Source organism: Gordonia sp. NPDC003504, from assembly GCF_053587995.1.
In genome coordinates this window covers 269,264-282,518 of record NZ_JBSFPC010000001.1, presented here as the reverse complement: position 1 = coordinate 282,518, position 13,255 = coordinate 269,264, and the positions used below count along the sequence as shown (strand labels likewise).

Annotated in this window: 15 protein-coding genes and 3 tRNA genes; 11 read left to right on the top strand and 7 right to left on the bottom strand. The window is 65.3% G+C overall.

The features are described 5' to 3' along the window. Positions 1–5 precede the first annotated feature (5 nt). Positions 6–1,019 (top strand): polyprenyl synthetase family protein, encoded by a 1,014-nt coding sequence (locus ACWDPV_RS01330; protein WP_348804963.1) that lies wholly within the window; start codon positions 6–8, stop codon positions 1,017–1,019. Then, a complete protein-coding gene (locus ACWDPV_RS01325) occupies positions 1,003–1,407 on the top strand; it encodes a hypothetical protein (protein WP_449741448.1) in 405 nt (134 codons plus the stop codon). Before ACWDPV_RS01330 ends, ACWDPV_RS01325 begins: the two co-directional genes overlap by 17 nt. 34 nt (positions 1,408–1,441) lie before the next feature. On the opposite strand, the gene ACWDPV_RS01320 is transcribed toward ACWDPV_RS01325, so the two are convergent. After that, positions 1,442–1,936 carry a hypothetical protein gene (locus ACWDPV_RS01320; protein WP_449741447.1) on the bottom strand — a complete coding sequence of 165 codons (495 nt, stop codon included), beginning with the start codon at positions 1,934–1,936 and terminating at the stop codon, positions 1,442–1,444. A 122-nt stretch (positions 1,937–2,058) separates the two neighbouring features. Here ACWDPV_RS01320 and htpX point away from each other — a divergent pair, with 122 nt between their 5' ends. From htpX to ACWDPV_RS01305, 3 genes are all read left to right on the top strand, one after another. Continuing rightward, a complete protein-coding gene (htpX, locus tag ACWDPV_RS01315; protein ID WP_449741446.1) occupies positions 2,059–2,922 on the top strand; it encodes a zinc metalloprotease HtpX in 864 nt (287 codons plus the stop codon). A gap of 143 nt (positions 2,923–3,065) precedes the next feature. After that, positions 3,066–3,293, top strand: a complete 228-nt coding sequence (locus ACWDPV_RS01310; RefSeq protein WP_449741445.1) for a hypothetical protein — start codon at positions 3,066–3,068, stop codon at positions 3,291–3,293. Further along, positions 3,286–3,714: a TA system VapC family ribonuclease toxin gene (locus ACWDPV_RS01305; RefSeq protein ID WP_449741444.1), complete on the top strand. Its 429-nt coding sequence runs from the start codon at positions 3,286–3,288 to the stop codon at positions 3,712–3,714. The genes ACWDPV_RS01310 and ACWDPV_RS01305 overlap by 8 nt, the downstream gene beginning before the upstream one ends. 27 nt (positions 3,715–3,741) lie before the next feature. On the opposite strand, the gene ACWDPV_RS01300 is transcribed toward ACWDPV_RS01305, so the two are convergent. Further along, positions 3,742–4,233, bottom strand: coding sequence for a YajQ family cyclic di-GMP-binding protein (locus tag ACWDPV_RS01300; protein WP_348804957.1), 492 nt, complete (start codon positions 4,231–4,233; stop codon positions 3,742–3,744). Positions 4,234–4,434: 201 nt separating this feature from the next. On the opposite strand from ACWDPV_RS01300, the gene ACWDPV_RS01295 reads away from it, so the two are divergent. The 5 genes from ACWDPV_RS01295 to ACWDPV_RS01275 all read left to right on the top strand — a co-directional run bounded on the left by ACWDPV_RS01295 (position 4,435) and on the right by ACWDPV_RS01275 (position 6,361). Further along, positions 4,435–4,515 (top strand) — tRNA-Tyr (locus tag ACWDPV_RS01295). Between the two features lie 138 nt (positions 4,516–4,653). Beyond that, positions 4,654–4,726: transfer RNA gene (locus tag ACWDPV_RS01290), tRNA-Thr, on the top strand. Positions 4,727–4,766: 40 nt separating this feature from the next. Continuing rightward, positions 4,767–4,840, top strand: a tRNA-Met gene (locus ACWDPV_RS01285). 84 nt (positions 4,841–4,924) lie between these two features. Continuing rightward, the gene (rpmG, locus tag ACWDPV_RS01280) at positions 4,925–5,092 is read left to right on the top strand and encodes a 50S ribosomal protein L33 (RefSeq protein WP_005188102.1); all 168 of its coding nucleotides are present in this window, start codon (positions 4,925–4,927) and stop codon (positions 5,090–5,092) included. 183 nt (positions 5,093–5,275) lie between these two features. Next, entirely contained in the window at positions 5,276–6,361 is a 1,086-nt protein-coding gene (locus tag ACWDPV_RS01275; protein ID WP_449741443.1) for a fused (3R)-hydroxyacyl-ACP dehydratase subunits HadA/HadB, read from the top strand. Between the two features lie 217 nt (positions 6,362–6,578). On the opposite strand, the gene ACWDPV_RS01270 is transcribed toward ACWDPV_RS01275, so the two are convergent. The 3 genes from ACWDPV_RS01270 to ACWDPV_RS01260 form a co-directional block, all read right to left on the bottom strand. Next, complete coding sequence (locus tag ACWDPV_RS01270) at positions 6,579–7,142, bottom strand: TetR/AcrR family transcriptional regulator (RefSeq protein ID WP_449741442.1); 564 nt, start codon at positions 7,140–7,142, stop codon at positions 6,579–6,581. A 139-nt stretch (positions 7,143–7,281) separates the two neighbouring features. Next, positions 7,282–8,385: a hypothetical protein gene (locus ACWDPV_RS01265; RefSeq protein WP_449741441.1), complete on the bottom strand. Its 1,104-nt coding sequence runs from the start codon at positions 8,383–8,385 to the stop codon at positions 7,282–7,284. Beyond that, complete coding sequence (locus tag ACWDPV_RS01260; RefSeq protein ID WP_449741440.1) at positions 8,382–9,881, bottom strand: NAD(P)/FAD-dependent oxidoreductase; 1,500 nt, start codon at positions 9,879–9,881, stop codon at positions 8,382–8,384. Before ACWDPV_RS01260 ends, ACWDPV_RS01265 begins: the two co-directional genes overlap by 4 nt. A 271-nt stretch (positions 9,882–10,152) precedes the next feature. Here ACWDPV_RS01260 and ACWDPV_RS01255 point away from each other — a divergent pair, with 271 nt between their 5' ends. Next, positions 10,153–10,959, top strand: a complete 807-nt coding sequence (locus tag ACWDPV_RS01255) for a hypothetical protein (RefSeq protein WP_449741439.1) — start codon at positions 10,153–10,155, stop codon at positions 10,957–10,959. Here the strand turns inward: ACWDPV_RS01255 and ACWDPV_RS01250 are convergent. After that, complete coding sequence (locus ACWDPV_RS01250; RefSeq protein WP_449741438.1) at positions 10,923–11,825, bottom strand: alpha/beta hydrolase; 903 nt, start codon at positions 11,823–11,825, stop codon at positions 10,923–10,925. The two genes, ACWDPV_RS01255 and ACWDPV_RS01250, sit on opposite strands and share 37 nt — an antisense overlap. Before the next feature lie 186 nt (positions 11,826–12,011). Next, the gene (locus ACWDPV_RS01245) at positions 12,012–13,217 is read right to left on the bottom strand and encodes a cytochrome P450 (RefSeq protein ID WP_449741437.1); all 1,206 of its coding nucleotides are present in this window, start codon (positions 13,215–13,217) and stop codon (positions 12,012–12,014) included. Between the last annotated feature and the right edge of the window lie 38 nt (positions 13,218–13,255).

Sequence of the window (13,255 nt, the reverse complement as noted above, 5' to 3'; positions counted from 1 at the left end):
AGCACGTGAAGTCGACATTCACCGGCGTAGACCTGGGGTCCGACGAGTTCGCCGAGACCGTGCGGTCGTCGCTGGCGCGGGTCGAGGACCTGCTGCTGTCCGAGTTGGCCTCCGGCGATGATGTGATGACCGAGGCGGCGACGCACCTCGCGCGGGCCGGCGGCAAACGCTTCCGGCCGATGTTCGCGATCCTCGCCGCGCAGTTCGGGGCGCGTCCGGACGCCGACGAGGTGATCACCTCGGCCACCGTCGTCGAGATGATCCACCTGGCGACGCTCTATCACGACGATGTGATGGACGAGGCGCCGATGCGTCGCGGCGCGCAGAGCGCCAATGCCCGCTGGACCAACAGCATCGCGATCCTCTCCGGCGATTTCCTGTTCGCGCGGGCGTCGCGGCTGGTGTCGACGCTGGGTCCGGACGCGGTGCGGATCATCGCCGAGACCTTCGCCGAACTGGTCACCGGTCAGATGCGCGAGACCGTCGGCGCCGGCGAGGGCGTGGACCCGATCGATCACTACCTGAAGGTGGTGTGGGAGAAGACCGGGTCGCTGATCGCGGCCGCCGCACGGTTCGGCGCGATGGCCGCGGACGCGACGTCCGAGGACATCGAACGCCTCTCCCGGATCGGTGACATCATCGGAACGGCGTTCCAGGTGTCCGACGACATCATCGACATCAGCTCTGTCACAACAGATTCCGGTAAGACCCCGGGCACCGACCTGCGTGAGGGGGTGCACACCCTGCCGGTGCTGTATGCCCTGCAGGGCGACGACGCGGCCTCGGATCGATTGCGGGAACTGCTCCTCGTCGACGGTGCGGCCCGGCCGCTGACCGACGACGCCGAGGTGGCCGAGGCACTGGATCTGCTCAACGCATCTGGTGGGATGGTGGCGGCCAAGGACAAGCTGCGCGCCTACGCCGACGAGGCGAATGCCGAACTGGCGCAACTGCCGACCGGGCCGGCGCATCGGGCGTTGAGCTCCCTGGTGGACTACACGATTGAACGCACCGGCTGAGAAGGGTCGTCCCCGCCTGCGGTGGGTGATCGGGGGTTGGGCGGTCGTCGCGGTGGCCGGTCCCGCGGTCGCGGTGGGCGTCGTCTACCTGCTGGCGGCGATGTGGTCGGCGTGTGATGTCGGGGTCAACGCCACGGCCAACAGCGGTGGGCTGCTGTTCTTCGATCTGCCGTTCCTGCTGATCGTGCTGGGCTTCGCCATGCTGCCGTCGTATGCGCTGGTGTCGCGGCGGAACGTGGCAGGCGCGCTGGCGGTGGCGTGTGGTCTCGGTATCGCTGTCGCCTGGGTGTACGTCGCCTGGCGACACAATCCGGGCGGCGACTACCCGGCGCCGATCTGCCCACCGGACAACGTGCCGGGGTGGTGGCCGGGGTGGATACCGATCTGACGCGGGCCGCGATGGCCACGATCGATCAACCGCGTCAGGGCATCTCGTCGTAGGCAGGTGGCCAGGCCGCGAGGCGGTCGCGCACCGCGTAGGCCGCCTCCTCGTACTGCGTGGCGTCGAAGAGGAACGGCCCGAACCTTGAGTGATCGATGTCGCGGCGTTGACCAGAGAAAGACCAGGACACGGCGGTCTCCGACATGGTGACCCGGGCGAACAGGGGGCCGCACCCAACCTCCCCGCACGAGCACCCGAGCAATGCGGCAACGTGGGGTTCGGGCCACTGGCCTGGTGTCCGGCCGAGAAGATACTCGGCCATGTCGCCGTAGTTGAAGTGTCGCGGGATCAAGCCGGCATAGTCGCCGGCGAACTCGTTCCCGAGGTTGCGCTCGTAATCGGCGACGATGCCGATCAGGCTGACGCCATCGACGTGGGGCGTCAGGACGGCGATCGGGGAGTCGTCGACACCTCGGGTGGGCCAGCTGGACAACTCGAAGGTGACCTGGTTCACCGGGATGGGAGTGCGCGTCATCGGGGCTCGAGTGTAGCGAGTGAAATCCGCCTTCGACGCGGCGAGGAAACCTAACCGACCCTTGGATCGTTTGACAGACTGGACACTCCACATCGGTTGTGGCCAGAACGAACGAGGATTTGATGCATTTCAACGGATTGAAAACGGCGGCCCTGCTGGGTCTGATGTCGGCGATCATCGTCGGAATCGGTGCTGCGTTCCGGAATCCGACGGTGCTGTGGGGGTCGGTGATCCTGGCCGTCGCGGTCAACGCCTACGTGTACTTCAACAGCGCCAAGATGTCGTTGAAGGCGATGCACGCACAGCCGGTGACCGAGGTGGAGGCGCCGGTGCTCTATCGGATCGTGCGCGAATTGGCCACGCAGGCACGCCAACCCATGCCCGCGCTGTACATCAGCCCGACCGAGTCACCGAATGCCTTTGCGACGGGCCGTAATCCGAAGAACGCCGCGGTGTGCTGCACCGCCGGGATTCTGCGGTTGCTCGACGAGCGTGAGTTGCGTGCGGTGCTCGGACACGAACTGTCGCATGTGTACAACCGCGACATCCTGATCAGTTCGATCGCCGGTGCGATGGCCGCGATCATCAGCGGTCTGGCGAACTTCGCGTTGTTCTTCGGCGGTAACCGCGAGAACGGAGCGAATCCGCTTGTGCTGCTGCTGATCACCTTCCTCGGGCCGATCGCGGCGACGCTGGTGAAGCTGGCCGTGTCACGGTCGCGGGAGTATCAGGCCGACCAGTCGGGGGCCGAACTGACCGGCGACCCGTTGGCGTTGGCGTCGGCGTTGGCGAAGATCTCCGGCGGCATCCAGGCGGCGCCGCTGCCGCCGCAGCCCGACATCGCCGCGCAGAGTCACGCGATGATCGAGAGCCCGTTCCGGGCCACCGACCGGATGGCGAAGATGTTCTCCACGCACCCGCCCACCGCCGAGCGCATCGCCCGGCTGCAGGAGATGGCGCGGCGGGGACCGCATTCGGGGAAGTAGTCACTCCTCGGCGCGCCCGTCGGGACGGCCAGACCGTCGTCGTCGAGCCGGATCGCGCTGTTTGCGTTTCCAGGCGGGCGTGCAGGCCTTGGGCTGGGGATCGCGTTAGTGATGCGTGATGAGTGATGCACTACTCTGAGTGCGTGAGGACCACATTGGATATCGACCCGCGTGTACTTGCGGCTGCCCGAGCGCGAGTCAACGAAGGGCAGAACAAGAGCATCGGTGAGGCGGTCTCCGAACTCGCCATCGCGGGCATGTCCACCACCCGGTCGGCGTCGACCGACAAGAGTGGGCTGGTCCTGCTGCCGGCGGCGACTGGACACGTTGTGACCGATGAGATGGTGGCCCAAGCGATGCTTGATGAGTGACCTCGATCTGCCCGACGTCAATGTCTTGGTCGCGCTCGTGCACCCCGGCCACATTCATCACGACGCAGCTCAGGACTGGTTGAGGTCGGTAGCGAGGTTTGCGACGACGCCGATCACCGAGGCGGGCCTACTCCGGATGGCACTGAACAAGGTTGTGATGGGCCGAGCGGTCGAGGCCGAGGCCGCGATCGAGACGCTGCGCTCCATTCGCGAGCATGAACGTGCTGTGTTTCTGCCCGACGACTCGTCGCTCGCGCAGGCCGCCGTCGACTTGAGCGGTCTCGCAGGATTTCGCCAGGTCACAGATCTGCACCTGGTCAATCTGGCGGCTCGCCACTCCGGTCGCCTGATCACCTTCGACGCGAAGATCGCGCGCGTCCTCACGCCGTCCGACCAGCAGTCGGTGCTGACGCTGGCCTGATGAAGTGAGGACGCGCGGAGGCAGGGGTTACCGGTAGTTGACGAACTGCAGGGCGATGCCGAAATCCTCGCCCTTGAGCAGTGCGATGACGGCCTGGAGGTCGTCGCGCTTCTTGGACGAGACGCGCAGTTCCTCACCCTGGATCTGCGCCTTGACGCCCTTGGGGCCCTCGTCGCGGATCTTCTTGGAGATCTTCTTGGCGTGCTCGGAGTCGATGCCCTGCACGAGTTTGCCGGTGATCTTGTACTGCTTGCCCGATGCGACGGGTTCGCCGGCGTCGAAGGCCTTCAGTGAGATGTCGCGTCGGATCAACTTCTCCTTGAACACCTCGAGGCCTGCCTGGACTCGCTCCTCGGCATCGGAGGTCAGCACGATGCCCTCCTCGCCGGACCACTCGATGCCGGTGTTGGTGCCGCGGAAGTCGTAACGCTGTGACAGTTCCTTGGCGGCCTGGTTGAGTGCGTTGTCGACCTCTTGGCGGTCGACCTTGCTCACCACGTCAAACGATGAATCAGCCATACCCGTCAGCCTATCGGGTCCGACCGTCGGGCTCTGACGGTTGTGCCGACCGGGCCGATGCGAACCCGACACCGGCGCATCGGTGTCGCGGAGCCCTTCACGGAAAGGGTCCTGACCTGCTGGTTTGCGCTGACCGGGAGGGTTCGTTGTATTCTTCACGACGTTGTTCACGCGGTCTTCACGGTCGCGGAGACAGCACCCGGCAGATTGCCCGAGCGGCCAATGGGAGCGGACTGTAAATCCGTCGCGAAAGCTACGCAGGTTCGAATCCTGCATCTGCCACAACGAGAAGATCGTCGTCCGCGACGTGCCATCCAATTGCCTGGACGCAGGCGATTTGGTGCGCCGCCGGATCGGTGTGTAATCTCGTTAAGGCTCTCGAGCCGCCCCGGGCCACCTGGTACGGAGCGGAACGGGTACGCCCCCTTAGCTCAGTCGGCAGAGCGTTTCCATGGTAAGGAAAAGGTCGACGGTTCGATTCCGTCAGGGGGCTCGCTGGACTTGGACGCCCGTACGGGTTTTCAGGCCGCCAAGGCGGTGTAGCTCAGCTGGTTAGAGCGCACGACTCATAATCGTGAGGTCGAGGGATCGAGTCCCTCCACCGCTACACAACACGCAGCGCCCGCGGCGGCCCGGGGACACGGGGGCGCGAGCGCCAACAACGCACCACCCCCGTGAAAGAAGGACAACCGTGGCTTCCTCAACCGATGTGCGGCCCAAGATCACCTTGGCCTGCGAGGTGTGCAAGCACCGCAACTACATCACCAAGAAGAACCGTCGCAACGATCCCGATCGCCTCGAGATCAAGAAGTTCTGCCCGAACTGCGGCACGCACCAGGCACACAAAGAATCGCGCTGACCTCGTCGTCGGCGATTCCGACATAAGTTTTCACAGACTGCGGGCCGCCTCGATGAGGCGGCCCGCAAGTCTTTGTGGACGCGTCAGCGGCCCCACCCGATGTGACCCATGCCCGGTCGGTCCACATCGTCGTCCATATCGTCTCAGCCACACCGGGAGCGGCGAGTAAGGAGCCCACATCCCATGTCACAGCGCACCGAGGAACGGATGACGGCGTTGACCACCGACGGCGGCAAGCTCTCTCCCGAGGAGATCGCCGAGCACACCAAGTCGCTGGTCGGCTTCAACTACACCGTCGACGATTACTACGAGATCGGTCGCGAGGAAGTCCGCAAGCACGCCTTCGCCGTGCAGGACACCCACCCGGTGCACTGGGATGAGGCCGAGGCGAAGCAGATGGGGCATGACACCCTGGTCGCTGCGCCGACCTACGTGTCGGTGCTGGGCATCATCGCCCAACGCAAGCTGTTCGAGGACGTCATCACCGGCTATGACCTGTGGCAGATCATGCAGACCGATCAGCGTCTCATCTACCACCGTCCGATGAAGGTCGGCGACCGCCTGATCTGCGATGTGTCGCTGGACTCGTTCCGGCACGTCACCAGCCCCGAGATGATCGACCTGATGGTCACCAAGAACGTCATCTGGAATCAGCACGACGAGCCGGTGATGACCACCTACACGTCGCTGGCCGCGCGCCCGGGCATGGAGATCGATCCGCAGCTCGCCGAGTCGCTGGACCACGTGATGATGAAGGTGCCGCCGCCGGCGCAGGTTGCGCGGACCGTCGAACCCGAGCCCGGCCGTTACGAGCTGCCCGATCCGACCGAACGTCCGGGCGCGTACGCGGCCGTCGACTTCGACACGCTGACCGTCGGGCAGGAACTGCCGGCGAAGCGTTTCCTGCTGACCCGCGGCAACCTCACCAACTATGCCGGGGTGGCCGGTGATCCCAACCCGATCCACTTCTCCGACCACCTGGTCAAGGCGTCGGGGATGGACGACGTCGTCGCCCACGGGATGCAGACGATGGGCCTGGGTGCGAGCTTCATCTCCGAATTCATCGGCGATCCGGCCGCATTCTGCGAGTACAACGTGCGTTTCACCAGCCCGGTGTATGTGCCCGCCGACGACAGTGCGGCGGTCGACTTCACCGGCAAGATCAAGTCGCTGGACCCCGACACCCGGCGCGGCACCATCGCCATCGTCGGCAAGCAGGGCGATCGCAAGATCTTCGGTCGTGCGCAGGCGGTTGTTCAGTTCAACTGAGGCCTGCGCGGGGGCTGAGCGGCGCGCGGGGTGGTGCCCATTCGAGCAGATGGGCGCCGACCTGACGGAATTTTCCCCACTCGACGGGCGCCAGGGGTGATCGCGGGACCCATCGTCATCGACGTCCCGGCCGACGACCGCACCACAGACTCCGGATGGGCCCGGCAGTGGGAGGCCGGAGTGCGGCGCACCGATCTGGTGTCACCGTAAGCGTGAGTTACTCGGACGGGGTGCGGAAGAAGTCGCCGCACAGCACCCGCACCATGATGTCCACCGGAGCACTCATCGAGTCCTGCAGCAGGCCGTAACTCAGCAGGCCGATTCCCATGGCCGCCCCGACAAAGGTGACCAGCAGATCGAGGTCCCCGACGTCATCGGCGATCTCGCCGCGCTGACGAGCCGAGTCGAACATCTCGTGGAGTGCGCCCATCAGCGGGGCACCCACATCATCGAGGACTCCGAGCAGGTCAGGGTGTCGGCGTACCTCGAGCGGCATCGATGCCAGGAACGGGGTGATCGTCGGGTGACGACTGTGCAGGGCGGCCGAGGCGCGCAGAATCGCCCCGATCTGGCCGCGCAGCGTTGACTCCGGTTGGACTGCCGCGAGGTATTCCGGCAGCAACTGCGCCTGCGCGCTCCGGAATGCCTCCCGGTACAGGTCTTCCTTGGACGAAAAGTATTGGTAGATCGACGAATGCGTGACGCCTGCGTCGGCGGCGATCTCGACCAGTCGCGCACCAAAGAATCCGCGGTCGCCGAAGTGTTGTTGTGCGGCGGTCACCAGACGGCGGATCGTTTCCTCACGAGTGCTTCCGGGGGGACGCCCGATACGTGCGGTCGACGATCCTCGCCTCGACTGCCGCGAAGGACTCATCGACGACGCTCGCCGACGTGGGGGGAGATGCTCGACACTCACCCATCTAACCTGATCGAGTGCTCGAGGCCGACGAATGGTTCATCTGCGCAGCCGCGTGGGCCGGAGAGGGCAGGCGATCGCGCGACACACCGGGCGACGCCTCGTCGTCGAGGGTCGGCAGACCACCCGTGGCAGGGCTGCGATCCCGTGCTCGCACTGTGGTGTAGACGGCGAGCGTGACGAGGATCGTGGTGGCCACGGCGACGATGGTGATCTGACCGGCCGGTACGGGATCAGCCCAGAAGTTGGCGACGGTGACGATGCCGTACCCGACCACGTGAATCCCGAGTACGGTCCACCCGCCCCGGTTCATCCCGGTGGGCGTCTTTGCGCAGAACAGCAGCACGATGGCCTGAATTGCCAGGGTGATCGCGACGGCGATGAACTGCGGCCAGCGCAAGCCGATGAACACCGACAGCGGACTGGCCACCACGAAGCCACCGAGGTTCACCAGGACCCCGATACCCAGCGGTACTCCCAAGAAGGTGGTCCAACGATTCTGCTGGCCGGCCTCGGGCTGCGACATGCGGGCGGTGCGGCGTTTCTCCCACTGCCAGACCAGCCACATCACAAGGGCGGGCCACGTCATCTCCCAGTACGCATCGGGCATCGGCCATCCGTACCAGTATTCGAAGATCGCCCGATCACCGATACGCCAATCCAGCCACTGCCACCAGCCGACGCTCGCGAGCGGGCCGTTGACGACGTACGGCGCGTCGATCAACACCATGATGACGCCGGCGGATACCGCACGTGCCAGGACGGATCGGATACCGAAGGACTCGACGACGACGAAACCAAGGAAGATGAACGTGGGGTAGAGCAGCACGATGTAGAGCGGCATGTCTGTGGCGAAACCCAGTGCGCGCGTGTGGATCATGAACGTGAAGTCGCCCTGGATGTAGCTTCGGGAGATCATCATCCCGGTGGTGAACTCCAAGATCAGGCCATAGAAGAGCGACGACAACCACAGGACGAGGTAGCGTGGCTCGCCGCGGCGGGCTCGATGCACCGAGAACGTCACCGCGGCAACGGTACTCAACAGGATGATCAGGTCGAGGGCGTCCAGCCGCCAACCGACGCGAGTGATGTCGTTGAAATAGATCATCGTGCCGGGGCGGGTTCTGACTCGATGAGCGCGGTCCGCGCCGGGGACAGCAAATGGGTGTAGTCGGTGACGCGCGGCTCACGCTCGACCGGACTCAGTCCCGGAAAGACACTGCGGCGCAGGGATCTACGAACGCCGTATCGAGCGAGTCCGTAGATCACGCGGGGGTTGCGCAGCAGATCGGTGAGTGACTCGCGCAGGTTGAGCACGTTGTCGAAGTGCTCGTTGATCGCGTCGTCCTCGAAAGCGGCTTCGGTGATGAATTGGAAGCCCGACCAGGTGTAGCGGCTGATGAGCTTCTTCTTGGTCCCGTCGCGCATCACGTCGGTTCCGGTGGCGTGTTCGTATGCACCGTCGCGCGTCAGCGCCAGTTGCCACGGAAGCGCCAGCAGCTTCGCCTGCTCGGCGTAGAACGCCGGCGGAAACGAGCGGTCGGTGACGTCGTGACGCGACAGCAGATCCCGAAGGATCACCGCCGTGGTCGCGGCGCAGGTCATGCCCTGTGCGTAGATGGGATTGAATGCGCAGACGGCGTCGCCGACGGCCAGATAGCCTGCCGGCAGCCCGGTGGCCTGATCGAATCGGCGCCAGACGTTACGGGTCGATTTGGTCCGGTGGACGCCGGACAACGGTTCGGATGCGTCGAGTGTCCTGGCGAACTCGGGGGAGCGCGTGAGTCGGGACGCTTCCTCGAACTCGTCGACGGTGGTCGGCATCGGTAGACCCCACGAACCCATCACCGCGATGAAGCAGTCGTTCTCAATGGGGAAGATCGAGCAGAGGTACTGCTGTTCGTCGGTGGAGTCGGACTCGATGCTTGGCAGCACCGTCAACCATTTCCACCAGGACTGATCCTCGGTGGGCCAGCGATACCAGCGTGAGGAGTAGCTGACGCGCGCGTCCAGGGTGCGCTCGTCGACCTGCACGCCGATGTCGGACATCCACTTGACGCATTTGCTGCCGCGGCCCGCGGCGTCGACGACGAGATCGGCGTCGAGGTCTACGCGTTCGCGCCGGTCGGGATCGACGTAGGTGACCCCGGTGACCCGGATGCCGCCGGATTCCTCGGAGGTGAGCAGCCCGGCCACCGGTGTTCCCTGCAGAAACAGGATGCCGGGGTCGGCGAGTGCGACGCTGCGCACGCTTGCCTCGAGTTGGGGGCGCGAGGCCATCAGCACCCGCATTGTGGAACGGGACCGGGGGAACCACCCGCCGGCCAGCGCCTGAACGGCATCGTGGGCGGGATCCAGCAGAGTTCCGCCGTCGGCGACGACGCAGTCGGTGAAGCCGGGGAACAACGATTCCAATGATTGCCGACCACGTTCGAGCAGGAAGTGGTTGTGCCAGGACTGGGGCGTGCCGCGGCGGCCCTGTGGCCGGTCCGGGATGGTGTCCTGTTCGAGGATGGTGACCTTGGCGAACCGCGACCGCAAGGCCCGTGCGGCACTGAGTCCCGCGATACTCCCGCCAATGACAATCGCGTGTTCGGTGGACATCTCGACTCCGATCGTGGTGGTCGGCGGTTTTCCGACCGTGGTGGGAAGGGCAAAAAACAAACACATGTGTTTGTTAGTTGTTAGGATCACAGTACCAATGCGGCGAGTCAAGGAGTCACAATGATCAAACGTCCCCCCGAAGTCGGCGATTCGCCGGTTGCCCAGAGCAGGAATCTGGACCTTGCCGTCGGAGGAGCGGTACTGCTGTTTCTCGCCGCCTCGGTATGGGCGGTCGCAGAATCGGACGGAAACGGAGCCGGGGTAATCTGCGGTGCCGCAGATACTGATGATCGCGTCGATGGCGGTGCTGCTCCTCGGTCACATGCTCAAACACCTTGGCCTGCAGCTGTTGGTGTCCTTCTTCGCTGTCGCGGCCGTTGTCGAGTGGGCGTTCGAGGAAACGAATATCCGTAACAGCGGCTTCATCTGGGGCGACCTCCGCTATGGGGACGCCGCGCTGCTGGGGCCGCACATCGGCAGTGTGCCGGTCGCTGTGCCGTTGCTGATGGCAGGCATCCTGTGGCCGACGTACGCGTGTGTCAACTTGCTCATCGACGGAAAGGTGGTCGTCGATCCCCGAGAGCATTCGTGGTGGGAAAACCTGTGGCGCTGTGCGCTATACGGCTTCGTCCACAGCTGGTACATGTTCGTCTACAACGCGCTGTGCGAGAAGTGGGAACTGTACCGATGGGTCGGTCACACGCTGGACTACTCGGAGGCGGACCGGTTCTTCGGTGACCCCAAAGCGCCTCTCGGGTGGGCCATCTACGTCGTGGTTGCGATGGCCGCGTTCACGTTCGTGATGGTGCCGGTTCTCGGGAAGAGTGCGCTCACCCGTGCCCGAGTGGCGCGATTGTCGTGGGTGGATGCGGCGCCGGTGGTGGTCATCGGCGGCATGGGCGTCGAGATGTACCTGAATCCGGTGAATGCGTCGGTCGGCAACATCGCACTCTGGACCCTCGGATTCTTCGCCGCCTGCGTCGGCCTCAAGTTCGTCGAGGTGCTTCGTGATCAGCGAAACGAGTTGCCCAACTCCGATGTTCAGAGACCGAGTCCGTTGGACACCGCGGCGCACTGATCGTTGAAGAACTCGCGAGACACGGTGCGCCGGGGCAGCACGGCATCGAACCCGTGAAATGCCCCGGGCACCGTGAGTGCAGTGCACGGCACGCCTGCCGCGCGCAGGCGCGCGGCGTAGGCAAGGCCCTCCTCGTAAAGAGGGTCGAGTGACCCCCCGCCGATCCACGCCGGCGCAAGACCCGAGAGGTTCTCGACCCGGGCGGGTGCGGCTTTCGGGTCGTCGGTGGCGCACAGGTATGCCTGCCAACCCATCTGGTTCGACCGCGAATTCCATATCCGGAAGCGGCGTTCGTTCGGGTGCGGCGATCGGCCGGTCCGGTCGTCGAGCATCGGGTAGACGAGCAACTGAAATGCCGGCGTGATCGCACCCCGATCGCGCGCCGCGAGTGCCAATGACGCGGCCAGTCCGCCGCCCGCACTCGCGCCGCCGATGGCGATGCGGGTCGAATCCACCCATGACCTGCTGGTGACCCACGCCAGTGCCGCGTAGCAGTCGTCGATCGCGGCGGGATACGGATCCTCGGGGGCAAGTCGGTAGTCCACCGATACGACCGGCAGTCCCAGGCGACGGGCGAAGCGCCGGCACAGTGCGTCGTCTTGTCCGGCGGATCCCATTACGTAGCCACCGCCATGAATCCACAGCAGCACCGGTCGGGGTGTGTCGTCGTGGGGGAGCCCGTACACGCGGACCCGAACATGCTCGGACACCGAAACGACGTCGACATCGTGCGGCGTGCGACGGCCGGGTAGCCTCGACAGTCGCCGGACCACCGGCAGGCTCCGGTGCCCGACGATGGCACGTGGCAACAGTGTTGCGACACTTCGTAACTCGGGGTGGTAGGCCTCAGAGCGGTTATCGGACACCGGTCATTCCCTTCGCCGCCAACCATAATTCGTCCTGCGTTGCGAGGTACCCGGCTCGCATCGACGAGTGCGGGGTGCCCGTGTGGTCGCCGAACCCGTCGGGCCCCCAGTACTGTCCACCGGTCACGTTCGGGTCGGTGGCGGCTCGCAACCGGGACGGCGCACCACGGCGCCCAAGCGCGCCGATCATGCGCTCGACAGGCTCAGCTCGAGCTGCGCGAGCCGACGCACCACCAGACTCGGCACGTACACGTCCGCCGGACCGGCGAGGGTCACCTCGGAGGTGGCGGCCAGAAGAAGGTCGATGGCCCGGCACACCTCGAGGCGGGCGAGGTGGGCGCCGATACAGAAGTGGATGCCCCGCCCGAAGCTGTGGTGCAGCCGCGGCTGTGCCCGGTCGAGATCGAGCACATCGGGATGATCGAAGATGGTGCTGTCTCGGTTCGACGCTCCCCACAGGAGCATCAGGCGGGCACCTTCGGGAACGGCGACACCGTCGAGAGTTGTTGCCCGCGTGGTCGTCCGGAAGTGGCCCCGGAACGGGCTCTCAAGGCGTACGGCCTCCTCGACGAGCAGCGGGATGCGGTCGGAGTCGGCGCGCAGTTCGCTCTGCAGCGCGGGGTCGGCGCATACCAGTCGCACGGCGGTACCCAGCAGGCTGGTGGTGGACTCGGCACCCGCGGTCACCAACTGCACCAAGAACATCGTCGCCTGGTCGCGGGTCAGGGTCTGTTCGCCGACCGCCGCGGCGATCGTGTCCAGCAGTCCGCCACGGGGTTCGGCGATGGCCTCGTCGACACGTTGTCCGAGGTACTCGGTGAACTCGATGACCTTCATCATCGCTTCGCCCATCCGATCGGGTGTCGCGACGCCGGAGACCAGGGCGATGGCGTCGTCGGACCACGCTGCCAACCGGTCGAGGTCGGCTTCGGGAAGCCCGATGATGTGGCCGATGACGCGCACCGGCACCGTCGTGGCGACACTGGTCATCCAATCGCCACCACCGTCGGCGAGCATCTGCTTGATTCGGGGCTCGAGCAGGGAGTCGATGAAATCGGTCCACTGCGCGACCGCGCGTTGGCCGAAACGCGGCTGAACGAGTCCCCGATGAGCGGTGTGGGCGGGGGGGTCGGACGTCGCGAGGACATCGACCCCGCCGGTGCCGGCGACCTGCAGTTCGGCGGACTCGGCGCCGGCGGTCAGCAGGGCCACCAGATTGCTCGAGTACGTATCGGGGTCGGCGAGCACCTCGCGGATCGCCTCGAAGCCGATCACGATGTAGACATCCTGGTCGGCAAGGTGGTGGACGGCCCCGGTGGAGAGCAATTCCTCGAAGACGGGATAGGGGTTCTGCAGCACCTCGTCGGCGAACAGTTCACGGGCTGTGACCATCTGAGTACTCCTCAACGTGTGGTGTAACACGTTATACT